At 70.8% G+C, this 14,369-nt stretch carries 15 protein-coding genes; 9 read left to right on the top strand and 6 right to left on the bottom strand.

Going from position 1 to position 14,369, the window contains the following annotated elements:
* Positions 1-190: 190 nt before the first annotated feature.
* The 3 genes from ACZ7L4_RS23560 to ACZ7L4_RS23550 all read left to right on the top strand — a co-directional run bounded on the left by ACZ7L4_RS23560 (position 191) and on the right by ACZ7L4_RS23550 (position 1,705).
* Entirely contained in the window at positions 191-832 is a 642-nt protein-coding gene (locus ACZ7L4_RS23560; RefSeq protein ID WP_306317972.1) for a TetR/AcrR family transcriptional regulator, read from the top strand.
* A gap of 184 nt (positions 833-1,016) precedes the next feature.
* Complete coding sequence (locus ACZ7L4_RS23555) at positions 1,017-1,244, top strand: DUF3107 domain-containing protein (protein WP_326013968.1); 228 nt, start codon at positions 1,017-1,019, stop codon at positions 1,242-1,244.
* A 185-nt stretch (positions 1,245-1,429) separates the two neighbouring features.
* Positions 1,430-1,705 carry a hypothetical protein gene (locus ACZ7L4_RS23550; RefSeq protein WP_422409547.1) on the top strand — a complete coding sequence of 92 codons (276 nt, stop codon included), beginning with the start codon at positions 1,430-1,432 and terminating at the stop codon, positions 1,703-1,705.
* A gap of 69 nt (positions 1,706-1,774) precedes the next feature.
* On the opposite strand, the gene ACZ7L4_RS23545 is transcribed toward ACZ7L4_RS23550, so the two are convergent.
* Positions 1,775-2,530 (bottom strand): ferritin-like fold-containing protein, encoded by a 756-nt coding sequence (locus ACZ7L4_RS23545; RefSeq protein ID WP_472105235.1) that lies wholly within the window; start codon positions 2,528-2,530, stop codon positions 1,775-1,777.
* Between the two features lie 526 nt (positions 2,531-3,056).
* Here ACZ7L4_RS23545 and ACZ7L4_RS23540 point away from each other — a divergent pair.
* The 3 genes from ACZ7L4_RS23540 to ACZ7L4_RS23530 all read left to right on the top strand — a co-directional run bounded on the left by ACZ7L4_RS23540 (position 3,057) and on the right by ACZ7L4_RS23530 (position 6,739).
* Complete coding sequence (locus ACZ7L4_RS23540; protein WP_472105233.1) at positions 3,057-5,369, top strand: DEAD/DEAH box helicase; 2,313 nt, start codon at positions 3,057-3,059, stop codon at positions 5,367-5,369.
* An 82-nt stretch (positions 5,370-5,451) separates the two neighbouring features.
* Positions 5,452-6,339 carry an alpha/beta fold hydrolase gene (locus tag ACZ7L4_RS23535; protein ID WP_472105231.1) on the top strand — a complete coding sequence of 296 codons (888 nt, stop codon included), beginning with the start codon at positions 5,452-5,454 and terminating at the stop codon, positions 6,337-6,339.
* Between the two features lie 247 nt (positions 6,340-6,586).
* A complete protein-coding gene (locus ACZ7L4_RS23530; protein WP_306317966.1) occupies positions 6,587-6,739 on the top strand; it encodes a hypothetical protein in 153 nt (50 codons plus the stop codon).
* Between the two features lie 77 nt (positions 6,740-6,816).
* Here the strand turns inward: ACZ7L4_RS23530 and ACZ7L4_RS23525 are convergent, their stop codons facing one another.
* The 3 genes from ACZ7L4_RS23525 to ACZ7L4_RS23515 all read right to left on the bottom strand — a co-directional run bounded on the left by ACZ7L4_RS23525 (position 6,817) and on the right by ACZ7L4_RS23515 (position 9,127).
* A complete protein-coding gene (locus ACZ7L4_RS23525) occupies positions 6,817-7,422 on the bottom strand; it encodes a MarC family protein (RefSeq protein ID WP_472105229.1) in 606 nt (201 codons plus the stop codon).
* Between the two features lie 83 nt (positions 7,423-7,505).
* Positions 7,506-8,369, bottom strand: coding sequence for a PHP domain-containing protein (locus tag ACZ7L4_RS23520; protein WP_472105227.1), 864 nt, complete (start codon positions 8,367-8,369; stop codon positions 7,506-7,508).
* 119 nt (positions 8,370-8,488) lie between these two features.
* Positions 8,489-9,127: a DUF6758 family protein gene (locus ACZ7L4_RS23515; RefSeq protein WP_472105225.1), complete on the bottom strand. Its 639-nt coding sequence runs from the start codon at positions 9,125-9,127 to the stop codon at positions 8,489-8,491.
* A gap of 199 nt (positions 9,128-9,326) precedes the next feature.
* Here ACZ7L4_RS23515 and ACZ7L4_RS23510 point away from each other — a divergent pair, with 199 nt between their 5' ends.
* Entirely contained in the window at positions 9,327-10,583 is a 1,257-nt protein-coding gene (locus ACZ7L4_RS23510; RefSeq protein ID WP_472105223.1) for an MFS transporter, read from the top strand.
* Between the two features lie 55 nt (positions 10,584-10,638).
* Here ACZ7L4_RS23510 and ACZ7L4_RS23505 read toward each other — a convergent pair whose 3' ends face one another.
* A complete protein-coding gene (locus tag ACZ7L4_RS23505) occupies positions 10,639-11,223 on the bottom strand; it encodes a suppressor of fused domain protein (RefSeq protein ID WP_472105221.1) in 585 nt (194 codons plus the stop codon).
* 498 nt (positions 11,224-11,721) lie between these two features.
* Here ACZ7L4_RS23505 and ACZ7L4_RS23500 point away from each other — a divergent pair, with 498 nt between their 5' ends.
* Positions 11,722-12,852, top strand: a complete 1,131-nt coding sequence (locus ACZ7L4_RS23500; RefSeq protein WP_450811035.1) for a magnesium and cobalt transport protein CorA — start codon at positions 11,722-11,724, stop codon at positions 12,850-12,852.
* Positions 12,853-12,883: 31 nt separating this feature from the next.
* A complete protein-coding gene (locus ACZ7L4_RS23495; RefSeq protein WP_472105219.1) occupies positions 12,884-13,393 on the top strand; it encodes a hypothetical protein in 510 nt (169 codons plus the stop codon).
* 48 nt (positions 13,394-13,441) lie between these two features.
* On the opposite strand, the gene ACZ7L4_RS23490 is transcribed toward ACZ7L4_RS23495, so the two are convergent.
* A complete protein-coding gene (locus tag ACZ7L4_RS23490; protein WP_472105655.1) occupies positions 13,442-14,149 on the bottom strand; it encodes a hypothetical protein in 708 nt (235 codons plus the stop codon).
* Positions 14,150-14,369 lie beyond the last annotated feature (220 nt).

The following is a 14,369-nucleotide window of genomic DNA, read 5'->3' as shown; positions in this document are numbered from 1 at the left end:
CCGATACCGGTGAACGGTGCGCCACGATCCACCCATTTGTGACCACAGATGTGACATCGGGCTCACTACATGCGGTTTTCACAGGAGTCCGGTCCGTGAAATTCTGCGCTCGCACCGCGCACATCAGGGTTACCCAAAAGTACGATGGCGTCGCGGCGCACACCGCACACGGACAATCTTGGGAGGCGGCGTGACAGCCATCGAGCAGACGGAGGCAGCGCGCCCCAAGGGCACACGCCTGCCGCGCCGTGCCCGTCGCAATCAACTTCTGGGCGCCGCCCAGGAGGTTTTCGTCGCGCAGGGGTACCACGCGGCCGCGATGGACGACATCGCCGAGCGGGCAGGCGTCAGCAAGCCGGTGCTCTACCAGCACTTTCCCGGCAAGCTCGAGCTCTACTTGGCGCTGCTCGACCAGCACTGCGAGTCCCTGCTGCAGTCGGTGCGCACGGCGCTCGCGTCCACGACGGACAACAAGCAGCGCGTCGCGGCGACCATGGACGCCTACTTCGCGTACGTGGAGGACGAGGGCGGCGCGTTCCGGCTCGTCTTCGAGTCGGACCTGACGAACGAGCCGGCGGTGCGCGAGCGCGTCGACCGGGTCAGCCTGCAGTGCGCCGAGGCGATCTCGGACGTGATCGCGGAGGACACGGGCCTGTCCAAGGACGAGTCGATGCTCCTCGCGACGGGGCTCGGCGGCGTCTCGCAGGTCGTCGCGCGCTACTGGCTGTCCAGCGCCAGCCCGGTCGAGCGCGACACGGCGGTGCAGCTGTTGACGTCGCTGGCTTGGCGCGGCATCGCGGGCTTCCCGCTGCACGGCGCAGAGCACCACTGAGCGCGCCCCACTGAGCACGCCCCTGCGCGCACCCGGCCCGGCACCACGGCGCGCTCTGTTCCCGTCCGGCTGTTCGCTCTTGGCGTGCAGCCGTGGCGCCGGGAGTCTCGCCTGGCCGGGCTAATGTTTGCTGGGTACGGCGCGGTGTTCCGCGCACATCACGGATCGTCGGAGGGACAAGGCCGTGGAGGTCAAGATCGGCGTGCTGCACACGCCTCGCGAGATCGTTCTGGAGAGCGACCAGTCCGCCGAGGAGGTCGAGAGCGCGGTGTCCGCGGCGCTGTCCGGCAAGTCCCAGCTCCTCTCCCTGAAGGACGAGAAGGGCCGCAAGGTCCTGGTCCCCGCCGAGCGCCTCGCCTATGTCGAGCTCGGCGAGCCGTCGGCGCGGAAGGTGGGCTTCGGCCCGCTCTAGAAGCTCCCTGAAGGGACGCGCGCACAGAACGTGAAAGGCCTGATGGCACGGCTGCCATCAGGCCTTTTGCGTGGTCACGGCAGACACCCGGCCGATCCTCGCGCGGAGGGTTGCACCCGCGGGGCCAGGGGTAGACCGGCTACGTCCGACACGCACCCAACGGCCGCGCGGGAGGTATCCGCACCATGCTTCTCGAAGTTCTCGGCTCCGCACTGCTCGGCATGGCACTCGCCCTCGGGGCGGGCCACCGACTGCCGCACAGGCTGCCGTCACGCACGCTCGTGCTGCCGACCGGCGTCGCGGGCGCCCTGTTCGGGGCGTTCGTCACCCACAGCGCGCTCGGGCCCGGCCATGCGATCGCCACGCTCGGCGGCGCGGTCGCGATGTCCGTGGCCCTGCTCTCACTGCTGCTGCGCCCCACCCGTGGCAGAGCACGGCAGCAGCTGACCCCGTACGCGTAGCCGGAGAGCACAGGCGCCAGACCCGGGAGCCAGGTCCTGGGCAGCGGCAGCACCCGCTGAAGCCAGGTCCTAGGCGGCCAGCCCCAGCGCCGCCATCCGCTTGGTGTGCGCCTCGGTGATCCGCGAGAACATCTTGCCGACCTCGGCCAGGTCGAAGCCGTCGGCCACGCCCCCGACCAGCATCGTGGACAGCGCGTCCCGGTCCGCGACCACCCGCTGCGACTGCGACAGCGCCTCCCCCATCAGCCGCCGCGCCCACAGCGCGAGCCGGCCGCCCACGCGCGGGTCGGCCTCGATCGCGGCGCGCACCTTCTCCACGGCGAAGGACGCGTGGCCGGTGTCGTCGAGCACGGCGAGAACGAGCGAGCGGGTGTCCGAGTCGAGGCGGGCCGCGACCTCCCGGTAGAAGTCGGACGCGATCGAGTCGCCGACGTACGCCTTGACCAGGCCCTCAAGCCAGTCCGACGGCGCGGTCTGGCGGTGGAAGCCGTCGAGCGCCTCGACGAACGGGTCCATCGCGTCGGTCGGCTCCACGCCGATCGCCGACAGCCGGTCGCGCAGCTGCTCGAAGTGGTGGAACTCGGCGGACGCCATCTTGGCCAGCTCCGCCTTGTCGGCCAGCGTGGGCGCCAGCTTCGCGTCCTCGGCGAGCCGCTCGAACGCCGCCAGCTCCCCGTACGCGAGCGCGCCCAGCAGGTCGACGACGGCGGCGCGGTAGTTCTCGTCCGCGGCCGCGGTGGCCCAGTCCTGGGCTGCGATACCGGTGAGGCCCTGGTTTCCTTCGGGTGTTTCGGCGGACGGCGTGGCGTTGTCAGGCGTCTCCATGAAGCGCACAATAGCCCGCTCTCCGTGTCTCGGAAGTCCCTGGTCAAGGAGTGTGACAACGGCTACGTGCGGCATTCGGCCATCGCACATGCGCGATTCCGGGGTATGGTGGTAAAGAGCCCGCCGAGTGCAAGGCGCCGCAAACGCGCTTCTGCGCACTTTCGGACGGGCCTCATGAATGAGGATGCCCGGTCGGAGGCCCGATCGGCTCCGACCCGACAGCCCTCCGGGTCGTACGTCACAAGGCGTACGGATCGAGGAGGGGCCCTCAGCGGCACGAGCGCTCGAGCGTCGGCAGTGGTCCCGCGCCATCCGGTCCACCCGATCCCCGCAGACCGCGGCTCGAGTCCGGTGTACCAGACCGGCACGGTCGAGAAGACCCCCGCGTTCGCCTCGCGCCGCACCTCACAGAAGAGGCAACACCCTGACTACGCAGACTTCGACTTTCCGTCAGCTCGGCATTCTTCCCGAGACGGCGGAGGCCCTTGAGGCCGTCGGCATCATCAATCCCTTTCCCATCCAGGAGATGACCCTCCCCGTCGCCCTTTCCGGCACGGACGTCATCGGCCAGGCCAAGACCGGCACGGGCAAGACCCTCGGTTTCGGCCTGCCGCTCCTGGAGCGCGTCACCGTCCCCGCGGACGTCGAGGCGGGCCGGGCCACGCCCGAGCAGCTCACCGACGCCCCGCAGGCCCTCGTCGTCGTCCCGACGCGCGAGCTGTGCCAGCAGGTGACCAATGACCTCCTGACCGCCGGCAAGGTGCGCAATGTGCGCGTCCTCGCCATATATGGCGGTCGTGCGTACGAGCCCCAGGTCGAGGCCCTGAAGAAGGGCATCGACGTCGTCGTCGGTACACCCGGCCGACTGCTCGACCTGGCAGGCCAGAAGAAGCTGAACCTCTCGCACGTCAAGGCGCTCGTCCTCGACGAGGCCGACGAGATGCTCGACCTGGGCTTCCTGCCCGACGTCGAGAAGATCATCAACATGCTTCCGGCGAAGCGTCAGACGATGCTGTTCTCGGCGACCATGCCGGGCGCCGTCATCGGCCTGGCCCGCCGCTACATGTCGCAGCCGACGCACATCCGTGCCACGTCGCCGGACGACGAGGGCGCGACGGTGCGCAACATCGCGCAGCACGTGTACCGCGCGCACAACATGGACAAGCCCGAGATGGTCGCGCGCATCCTGCAGGCCGAGGGCCGCGGACTCTCGATGATCTTCTGCCGTACGAAGCGCACGGCGGCCGACATCGCGGACCAGCTCAAGCGGCGCGGCTTCGCCTCCGGCGCGGTCCACGGCGACCTGGGCCAGGGCGCGCGTGAGCAGGCGCTGCGCGCGTTCCGCAACGGCAAGGTGGACGTCCTCGTCTGCACCGACGTCGCCGCGCGCGGCATCGACGTCGACGATGTGACGCACGTCATCAACTACCAGTCCCCCGAGGACGAGAAGACCTATCTGCACCGCATCGGCCGCACCGGCCGCGCGGGCAAGAAGGGCATCGCGATCACGCTGGTCGACTGGGACGACATCCCGCGCTGGCAGCTGATCAACAAGGCCCTCGAGCTGGACTTCAACGACCCGGTCGAGACCTACTCCTCCTCCCCGCACCTCTACGAGGAGATGAACATCCCGGCGGGCACCAAGGGTGTGCTGCCGCGCTCGTCGCGCACGCGCGCCGGGCTCGACGCCGAGGAGATCGAGGACCTGGGCGAGACCGGTGGCCGCGGGGCGTCGTCCTCGCGCGGTGGCCGGGGCGACCGCGACCGGAACCGTGACCGTGACCGTGGTCGGGACCGCGAGCAGCGCGAAGAGCGCGAGCGCCCGGCGCGCGCGCCGCGCCGCCGTCGCCGCATGCGCGGTGGCGAGCCGGTCGGCGCCGGAGAGGCCACGACCGCGCCCGCGGCACCGTCCGCACCCGCGTCCGTCCCCGCTCCCGCCGAGGAGTCCGCCGAGCCGCGGACGCCGCGTCGTCGCCGCCGTACGCGCGGCAACGCCGCCGCCACGCAGGTCGCGCCGGTGGCCCCCGCCGCCGAGGCGGTCGTGGAGACGGTCGAGGCGGAGATTCCCGCCCAGCCGCGTCGCCGTACGCGCAAGAAGGCCGAGCCCGTCGTCGAGACGGTGGAGACCGTGCCGGCGGCCGCGGAGCCGGAGCAGGCCGCGCCGAAGGCGAAGCCCGCTCGCACCCGCAAGAAGGCGGAAGCCGCGGTCGAGACGGCCGAGGCCACCGAGGTCGCCGAGGCGAAGCCCGCCACCCGGACCCGTACGCGGAAGAAGGCCGAAGCGGCCGTCGACACCGCTGAGGCCGCCGAGGCGAAGCCCGCCACGCGCACGCGCACCCGCAAGAAGGCGGAGGCCGCGGTCGACACCGCCGAGGCCACCGAGGCGAAGCCGGCGCGTACGCGCAAGAAGGCCGAGCCGGTCGCCGAGGCGGCGGACGCGAACGAGGCGAAGCCGGCCCGTACGCGCACGCGCAAGAAGGCGGAGGCCGCCGTCGACACCGCCGAGGCGGCCGAGGCCAAGCCCGCCACGCGCACCCGTACGCGCAAGAAGGCCGAGCCCGTCGTCGAGACCGCTGAGGCGGCCGAGGCGCCCGTGGCGAAGCCGCGCCGCACGCGCAAGAAGGCGGAGGCCGCGGTCGACACCGCGGAGGCCGCCGAGGCCAAGCCCGCCACGCGCACCCGTACGCGCAAGAAGGCCGAGCCCGCCGCCGAGACCGCTGAGGCGAAGCCCGCCACGCGGACCCGGAAGAAGGCCGAGCCCGCTGCCGAGACGGCCGCCGAGACGACGGTGACGAAGCCGCGTCGTACGCGCAAGAAGGTCGAGGCCCCCGAGGCCTGATCGGTCCACGGCGAAAGGCCCGGATCCCGCTGCTGCGGGGTCCGGGCCTTCGTTGTCGGTGGCTGCGCGTAATCTCGGCAGCATGAGCAGGCCCGCGACCTTCACCCCGCCGCCCGGCACCCGTGCGCACCGCCTCCGCACCGCCCGTGGCGACTTCGCCGCGCTCATCGGCGAGCCGGCCGAGGGCCCGGTCCTGGGCACCGCCCTGCTGCTTCCCGGGTTCACGGGGAGCAAGGAGGACTTCATCGAGCTGCACGCCCCGTTGAGCGCGGCCGGTTACCGGACCGTCGCCGTGGACGGCCGCGGGCAGTACGAGTCGGAGGGCCCGAAGGACGACGAACGGCCTTACCAGCAGCGCGAGTTGGCGCTCGACGTGCTCGCGCAGGTCGCGGCGCTCCGAGCCGGCGAAGGAGCCGTCGGGGGAACCGGCCGGGTGCATCTGCTGGGCCACTCGCTCGGCGGGCTCGTCGCGCGCGCGGCGGTCATCGAGGATCCCGCGCCGTTCGCCTCGCTCACGCTGATGTCCTCGGGCCCCGCCGCCGTCGCACCGCCCCAGCAGGAGCGCGCCAAGCTGCTCCAGGACGCCCTCGTCGCGCTCGACATGGCACAGGTGTGGCAGGCCATCCAGGGCCTGGACGCTCCGGAGGACGCCGCCGACCTCCGTGGTGACGGCGAGGATCTGCGCCGCCGCTGGATGGCGAACAGCCCGGCCCAGCTCATCGCCACGGCTGGGCAGCTGCGCACGGAGCCGGACCGGGTGGCCGAGCTCGCCGCGCTCGGCCTCGCGATACATGTCCTGTCGGGCGAGCGGGACGACACCTGGCCCGTGCCCCTCCTCGACGACATGACGGAGCGCCTCGGCGCGGACCGCACCGTCGTCGCCGGGGCCGAGCACTCCCCCAATACGGACCAGCCGGGGGCCACGGCCGCCGCGCTCGCCGCGTTCTGGGACCGCCACCCGACGGCGTAGAACCACAGGTCACAGCCGTCTCGCCGCACTACTGACGCACGAGTCATTAGCCGATCGAAAAATTTCCTTAGCGTAGGGAATGTTTGCAGCGGGCAACTCGTTGTACCCACTGGAACGCGCGGCACTGCGGCCGCGCAATTCACTCTTAACGGCCGGGCAACCGCCCGGCCGTACGGCGGGATCAAGCTGAGAAGCCCCGCACCAGTAGTTCTCCTTCAGGAGGATCACCAGACGAAGGGAGAAGCCCATGCGCTTCGAAATCATGCGACTCGACGATGTCGACGGCACCGCCGTGGACAGCACCGTCGTGGACGCCGCCTCCGTCAACCGGATCGTTCAGCAGGCCGCCGCCATCGGGCAGCGCCTCTACATCCGCCCGGCAGAGTCGTCCGCCTCGTAACGGCGTAAGACGACTTTCACGCGTCGAAGCCCCCGTACGCACGCTGCGTACGGGGGCTTCGCTGTGGTTCCGGACGGTCAGGAACCCTGGATCACCTGCGTCACACCGTTGATGATCTGCTGCACCGCGATCGCGGACAGCATCATGCCCGCGAGCCGGGTCACCAGGACCACGCCGCCGTCCTTGATGACGCGGATGATCACCAGCGAGTAGCGCATCACCAGCCACAGCACCACATGGATCGCGACGATCGCGGACCAGACGGAGATCTGGTCCCCCATCGAGTCCGCGTCCTGCACCGCGAGGATCACGGAGACGATCGCGCCCGGCCCGGCGAGCAGCGGCATGCCGAGCGGCACGAGGGCGACGTTCACGTCCTTGGTCTGCTTGGGCTCGTCGGTCTTGCCGGTCAGCAGGTCGAGCGCGATCAGGAGCAGCAGCAGACCGCCCGCGATCATCAGCGCCGGGACGGAGACGTGCAGATAGGCCAGGATCTGATTGCCCAGGACGCCGAACACGGCGATGACGCCGAAGGCGACGCAGACCGCCTGGAAGGCCATGCGCTTTTGGACCTTGGCGGGGCGGCCCGCGGTGAGGGCGAGGAAGATCGGAGTGATTCCGGGAGGATCCATAATCACAAAAAGCGTGAGAAAAAGGGATCCGAAGACGGCAGCGTCGAACACGGTGGGGTGCCTTGCGAGAGTGGTGCGGAAGGGTGGGTCGGGTCACGTACGGAGCGCGTACGTGGTGACGAGCGCGGGGCGCGTCAGGCGCGGTGTCCGCCGGCGCCCGGCACCGGGAAGGCGCCCGTCGCGCGCCGCGTGATCTCCCCGTAGACCTCGGGGTCGGTGGTGTACTCGCCGAGCACGCACGTCTTGCGGCTGCCGTGGTAGTCCGAGGACCCGGTGGTCAGCAGGCCGACGTCGGCGGCGAGGCCGCGCAGGCGCTCGCGGGTCGCGGCGTCGTGGTCCATGTGGTCGACCTCGATGCCGTCGAGCCCGGCCTCCGCCAGCTTCGCGATCGCCGACTCGGGGACCGTACGGCCACGCTTGACGGCGGCCGGGTGCGCGAAGACGGTGACGCCACCGGCGGCCTTGACCAGCCGGATCGCCTCGAAGGGATCGGTCTCGTGCTTCGGGACGTACGCGCGCCCACCGTCGGCGAGCCAGTCGCCCGTGAAGGCGTCCGAGACCGTCGGTACGACGCCGAGCTCGACCAGCGCCGTGGCGACGTGCGGGCGGCCGACCGAGCCGTCGCCCGCGATCCGGGCGACCTGCTCCCAGGTGACCGGCACACCCAGCTCGTTCAGCTTGGCGATCATGCCCTTGGCGCGCGGCACCCGGTCGTCGCGGACCAGCTCGCGCTCGGCGAGCAGGGCCGGCTCCTCGGGGTCGAAGAGGTACGCCAGCATGTGCATGCTCACGCCGTCGAGGCGGCAGGAGAGCTCGGCGCCGGTGACGAGGGTGAGCCCCCCGGGCAGGGCGGCGACGGCCGCGGCGTGCCCGCGCGTCGTGTCGTGGTCGGTGAGCGCGACGACGTCGAGGCCGGACGCGGCGGCGTTCCGCACGAGCTCGGCCGGGCTGTCCGTGCCGTCGGAAGCGGTGGAGTGGGTGTGCAGATCGATGCGCACGGCTGCGTACTCCAGGCTCGACGGACTGACGGGGACCGCTCAAGGATAACGGGGATTCACGCACCCCCGTCACCACCGAACCGGGCACGGGCCCCTTACCGCACCCGTACCCCGGAGGCTCACTTCAGAATGCGCGGCGACAGCGCCCCGCACGGCAGCAGGTCCACCTCGGCCCCCGCGTCCCGCAGGTCCGTGAGCACCAGCTCGTCGTACATCAGCATGCCGGTCTGCTCCGGCCACACGACCGCCCACAGCCACAGGCCGCGCGCCTCGCCGGCGAAGACCGCCCGGTCGTCCGGGGTCCCGGAGACGTGCCACATCGGGGTGGGCCTGCCCGCGGCGAGCACCTTGGCCTGCGGGGGACCCGAGACCTCCATGTACGGGCCGGGGTCGGGCCCGTCGATCCCCGCGTAGCGCGCGCCGAGGCCGACGCCCAGCTCCTCGGCGACGAGCACCAGCTCACCGGGGCCGCCGAGGGGTCCGGGTCCCGAGCAGGCGACGGCGGTGGCACGGCCGCCGTGGCGCTCGTCCCCCGCGTTGGCCACGCCGGTGAACAGCCAGCCGACGGGCAGCGGCCAGGGCATCCAGACCGGCACCCGCGCGCGACTCACCACCACGCTGAGCGCCTCGACGCTGGGCGGGATCACGGGCTGCATCGGATGCACGGTCCCGTGCACATCGCACTGCCAGGAGTCGGCAAAGAGTCCGGGAGCCCTGACCCGGCCACCACACTTCGGGCAACTGGGTTCGCCCCTCATAGAGCCCCACGGTCCTCCCCGTCCCGCGCCGCGTCAAGGACGATCACCCGTCCGGACGGCAGGGCCGTGGCGCCCCGACCAGGAGAGATAGATGTAGCTTGCATTAATTAGCTGCTCTAACTTATTATGTGTATACGCCAACGATCCTGCGGGGCCCGAAAGGCCCAACGGACTCGAAGCACTCGAAGGAGCAGCAGGCATGAGCCACAGCAGTACAGGGGGTCCCGCCGAAGGGGACACGTTCGACGCAGGTGCGGGCAGCATCCTGCGTCAACCGAAGGCGGTCTGGGCGACCGCCGGGGCATCCGTCGTCGCCTTCATGGGCATCGGCCTGGTCGACCCGATCCTGCCGTCGATCGCCAAGGGCCTCGAAGCGACACCGAGCCAGGTCTCCCTGCTCTTCACCTCGTACTTCCTGATCACCGCCATCGCCATGCTGGTGACCGGATTCGTCTCCAGCCGCATCGGCGGCAAGAAGACCCTCCTCGTCGGACTCGCCCTCGTGGTGGTCTTCGCGGCGCTCGCGGGCACGTCCGGTTCCGTCGGGGAGCTCGTCGGCTTCCGCGCGGGCTGGGGGCTCGGCAACGCGCTGTTCGTGTCGACCGCGCTGGCGGTCATCGTCGGCGCCGCCGCGGGTGGCAGCGCCGCCGCGATCCTCCTCTACGAGTCCGCGCTCGGACTCGGCATGGCCTGTGGGCCACTGGTCGGCGCGCTGCTCGGCAATGCCAGCTGGCGTTACCCGTTCTTCGGCACCGCCGCGCTGATGGCCATCGGATTCGTCTGCATCACCGTGCTCCTGAAGGAGCAGCCGAAGCCCGCGCAGAAGACCTCGATCCTCGACCCCATCAAGGCGCTCGGCCACGGCGGCCTCGCGTCCGCGGCGATCTCGGCCTTCTTCTACAACTACACGTTCTTCACGGTGCTGGCCTTCACGCCGTTCGTGCTGAACATGACCCCGTACAAGTCGGGCGCGGTGTTCTTCGCCTGGGGTGTGCTGCTGGCGCTGTTCTCGGTGATCGTCGCGCCGCGCATGCAGGCCCGCTTCGGTTCGCTCAAGGTGCTCGGCGGCTCCCTGGTGCTGCTCGCCCTGGACGTGCTCGTCCTCGGGTACGGCAGCCACACCGCGGCCATCGTCTGCACGATCCTGTCCGGCGCCTTCATCGGCGTGAACAACACGGTCTACACGGAGCTCGCGCTCGGCGTGTCGGACGCGCCGCGCCCGGTGGCGAGCGCCGGCTACAACTTCGTCCGGTGGTTCGCCGCCGCGGCCGCCCCGTTCTTCGCGCCGAAGATCGAGGAGTGGAGCAACATCCACATCCCGTTCGTGGTCGCCGCGGTCACGGCGGTGCTCGGCGCGGTCGTGGTCTGGGTGCGCAGGAGCGCGCTCACCCACGAGGCGGAGGAGCTGGAGCCGAAGCACGCCACCGAGGACAGCGTCTCGGTCTACGCCAACTGACGGGCTCTCAGCCCAAGGGCTCCTCAGTCCAAGGGTTCCTCAGTCCAAGGGCTCCTCAATCCAGGGAAACGGACTTGCGCAGCGGATCGCGCAGGTCCGTTCCACTGTTCAGCCATTTCTCCTGGAGCGCGGCCGCGCCGTGCACCCGCTTCCACGCCGCCTCGTTCGGCGTCATGGGCAGCAGCGGCAGGAAACGTACGGGCTCCAGCGGTGCGTCGAGCTCCAGGTCCTCGATCAGGCCGCCCGGCTCCGCGACGAGGGTCGAGGTGAACGGGGCGGCGGGCCACAGCGGTTCGCCCACGTCGAGCGAGGCGCCCGGCGCCACGACGAGCCCCTCGACCTGCGGGGAGGCCGCGAGGACCGCGAGCGGGCGCAGCACCTTGTCGGTGTCGGCGAGCCCGGCGCGGACGGTCAGGACCAGCTCGGCGCGGGGGCCCGCGACCGGGTCGGCGAGGGCCGCCGTGGGGTCGGTCATCGGGGACGCCGACATGCCGAGGGTGGCGTAGCGCACCACGTCGCCCTCTGTGAAGCGCAACACCTCGATCCGGTCGGTGCCGAGGAAGGTGACCGCGGCTCGCGCGTCCGGTTCACCCAGGGTTGTCCTGAGACGCGCCTCCACGAGCGCGAGAACTTCTGCCATCCCGCGAGCATAGATCTCGCCATCAACGGGTAAGGACGGGGCCCGCTTTCGCCGGTCGGCTGATACTCTTGGCCGCTGGTCGGGACAACACGCAGCGCGTGTCCGCCGAGGGCCCCCGCGAGCCCGTCGGAGTACCGACCCGTTTCACGTCCCCCACGGGGGACCGGCCGGAGGAGGTGGGGCTGTCATGGATCGAAGTCGACCGTGCAGTACTACCCGTTCTTCCGGCCTGTAGGGCCCAGGGCCTCATTTTCCCCGCAGTCAGCCGCACTCCGTGCTGGCCGCGCCTGCCGGAAGAGCACTTCGTTCCCCTGATCTCATCGACGCCCGCCTCGGACGTCGCGATCTGAATCAGTCAGCGAAGCCGCCCCGCATCGGTGCGGTGCTTCCCGCTTTGTGGACGTGCAGCATGTCCCGGTTTCCGGTTGGCCAGGACGTCCTCATTCCGGGTGGTTCCACCCGACGCACGGCGACTCCCGCCCGCGAAGGAGCCTGCCCATGTCGATGATGCGCGACCTGCGAGCCGCCGTCCGTCCCTCGCTGCGCAAGAGCGTCGCCCCGTACGCCAACGAGGCCCGTTCCTCTTACGACTTCACGCGTGACGCGGCCGCCTGTTCGGCTGTCGTGGACTGCGCCGTGTACCGCGACGGAGTCCGCGTCCCGTCCTCCGAGTGCCTCACGCCCGGCGGGGCGAAGCACCAGGTGCGGCGCGACGGGGGCTTCGCCTGGATCGGCCTGCACGAGCCGACCGAGGAGGAATTCGCCGGTATCGCCGCCGAGTTCGGCCTGCACCCGCTCGCCGTCGAGGACGCCGTCCACGCCCACCAGCGGCCCAAGCTGGAGCGTTACGACGACACGCTGTTCACCGTCTTCAAGACCATCCACTACGTCGAGCACGCCGAACTCACCGCCACCAGCGAGATCGTGGAGACCGGCGAGGTCATGTGCTTCACCGGCCGGGACTTCTTCATCACGGTCCGACACGGCGGGCAGGGCTCGCTGCGCGCGCTGCGGCACCGGCTCCAGGACGACCCCGAGCTGCTCGCGAAGGGCCCGAGCGCCGTGCTGCACGCCATCGGCGACCACGTCGTCGACGGGTACCTGGCCGTGGCCGACGCGATGCAGGACGACATCGACGAGGTCGAGACCGAGGTCTTCTCGCAGCCCGGAAAGGGCTCCCCGCGCGGCTCGGACGCGGGCCGGATCTACCAACTCAAGCGCGAGGTACTGGAGTTCAAGCGGGCCGTCGCGCCGCTGCGGCGCCCGCTGCAACTGCTCAGCGAGCGGCCGATGCGGCTGATCGACCCGGACATCCAGAAGTACTTCCGGGACGTCGCCGACCACCTGGAGCGCGTCCAGGAACAGGTCATCGGCTTCGACGAGCTGCTGAACTCGATCCTCCAGGCGAATCTGGCGCAGGCCTCCGTCGCGCAGAACGAGGACATGCGCAAGATCACCTCGTGGGCCGCCATCATCGCAGTGCCGACCATGGTCTGCGGCGTGTACGGGATGAACTTCAAGCACATGCCGGAGCTGCACTGGCGGTACGGGTATCCGATGGTGCTCGTGCTCATCGGCGGCGTGTGTTTCGCGATCCACCGGACGCTGAAGCGCAACGGATGGCTGTAGGGCTGTCAGTGGCGGTGGCTACGCTTTCCGTATGACGACTGCTGAACTGCTCGATGCCGCCCTCGTCGAGGAGGCCACGAAGAAGTCCGGGCTGATCTGGGTGCGCGGGGAGCGGGGCGTGGAGCGGGCCCTGTGGCACGTGTGGCACGAGGGCGCGGCGTGCCTCGTCGGGGACGGGCCGGGCGAGCAGCCGCTGCCCGACCTGGTCGACGGCGGCGCGGCGCTCGTCACGGTCCGCAGCAAGGACAAGGGCGGGCGGCTCGTCGGCTGGCGGGCGAAGGTCGTCGAGCTGGCGCCGGGCACGGAGTCGTACGAGGCCGTGGTCGGCGAGCTGAAGGGCAAGCGGCTGAACGCGCCGGACTCCGAGACGATGCCGGAGCGGTGGGCGCGGGAGTGTCGGGTGGTCCGTCTCGAGCCGGCGGGCGGGGCACCGGAGCCGGTGTCCGACGGGTCGCTGGCCGCGGTGCCGGTGGGGTCGCCGGCGACGACGCGCAATCCTGTCCCCGCAGGCCTACCGAAACTTCTGCGGCGCCGGCGTTGACGCCTCGGGGCGCTGCCCCGGACCCCGCTGCTCAATCGCCGCAGGGGCTTATTCAGGCAGCGCCTGCCCGTAGTCGACCGTTTCCGTGGACTTGGGTTCGCTGAGGGGGAAGTCCTTGCCCCAGTCGCCGAGTTGGATCGTGCCGGCGCCCCCGGCGCGCTCCAGGCGCATCGGGTACGCGCTGCCCTCCAGGGACACGTCGAGCGTGCCGCCCGCGCCCTTGGCGCCGGTCAGCTCTATCGTGCGGACGCCGCCCGACGTCCCGCGGTCGCCCTTCGCGAGCGAGCCGTGCAGCCCGAGCAGGCCGTCGAGCAGTACGCCCTTGTCGGTGAACGTGCTCAGCCGCTGATAGGCCGGGTCGCCCTTCGGCACCTTCACGTACTTGCCGTCGAGCTTCTGCGCGGCGTTGCCCGCCCCGTGCCCGCCCTTGCCGTCCTCGGAGTGCGTCCAGAAACCGGCGCCCGCCTTGAGGTACAGGTGGTCACCGACCCGCAGCAGCCGGAACGTGCCGCCGCCCGTGCTCACCGAGCCCGTGCCGCCGTCGGCCTTCAGCCGCATGTCCAGCTTGTACGTCTTCTTGTTGACGACCACCGTGCCGGCGACGTGCACCGCGTCCGCGCCGCGGGCCGCCTCGACCGTACGGGACTGGATCTTGGCCGGGGTCAGCTTGCCCACCCCGTTCGTCCCCGCGTCCGGGTCCTCCTCGCCGCACGCCGCGAGGCCCACCGCGAGCCCCGTGCACATCACGCCCACCATGAGTGTCCTGCGGGTACGGCGGTTGAGGGGGCGCAGGGTCACGGGCGGACTACCTCTCGTACGGCAGCTTGGTGGGGGCAGGTACGGCAGCGTACCTCCGCGATCTGCGGTTACCCGCCCAGGCCGGGTGGCCGAAGCGCAAAGGCGCGGGGAACGGGGAGCGGCTAGCCTGGGCGGGAAATTGACTGAATATCTGGACGAATGCGGACCAAATCCGGAA

This window comes from Streptomyces sp. NPDC107575, assembly GCF_055657265.1.
This window is presented reverse-complemented; position numbering and strand designations above follow the sequence as displayed.

What these genes read in the sequence shown, in the direction of transcription:
- ACZ7L4_RS23545 (WP_472105235.1), bottom strand. Translation starts at nt 2,530, where the DNA reads ATGGAGACGCCTGACAACGCCACGCCGTCCGCCGAAACACCCGAAGGA.
- ACZ7L4_RS23530 (WP_306317966.1), top strand. Translation starts at nt 6,587, where the DNA reads ATGCGCTTCGAAATCATGCGACTCGACGATGTCGACGGCACCGCCGTG.
- ACZ7L4_RS23550 (WP_422409547.1), top strand. Translation starts at nt 1,430, where the DNA reads ATGCTTCTCGAAGTTCTCGGCTCCGCACTGCTCGGCATGGCACTCGCC.
- ACZ7L4_RS23505 (WP_472105221.1), bottom strand. Translation starts at nt 11,223, where the DNA reads ATGGCAGAAGTTCTCGCGCTCGTGGAGGCGCGTCTCAGGACAACCCTG.
- ACZ7L4_RS23490 (WP_472105655.1), bottom strand. Translation starts at nt 14,149, where the DNA reads ATGGTGGGCGTGATGTGCACGGGGCTCGCGGTGGGCCTCGCGGCGTGC.
- ACZ7L4_RS23540 (WP_472105233.1), top strand. Translation starts at nt 3,057, where the DNA reads ATGACCCTCCCCGTCGCCCTTTCCGGCACGGACGTCATCGGCCAGGCC.
- ACZ7L4_RS23500 (WP_450811035.1), top strand. Translation starts at nt 11,722, where the DNA reads ATGTCGATGATGCGCGACCTGCGAGCCGCCGTCCGTCCCTCGCTGCGC.
- ACZ7L4_RS23510 (WP_472105223.1), top strand. Translation starts at nt 9,327, where the DNA reads ATGAGCCACAGCAGTACAGGGGGTCCCGCCGAAGGGGACACGTTCGAC.
- ACZ7L4_RS23535 (WP_472105231.1), top strand. Translation starts at nt 5,452, where the DNA reads ATGAGCAGGCCCGCGACCTTCACCCCGCCGCCCGGCACCCGTGCGCAC.
- ACZ7L4_RS23495 (WP_472105219.1), top strand. Translation starts at nt 12,884, where the DNA reads ATGACGACTGCTGAACTGCTCGATGCCGCCCTCGTCGAGGAGGCCACG.
- ACZ7L4_RS23515 (WP_472105225.1), bottom strand. Translation starts at nt 9,127, where the DNA reads ATGAGGGGCGAACCCAGTTGCCCGAAGTGTGGTGGCCGGGTCAGGGCT.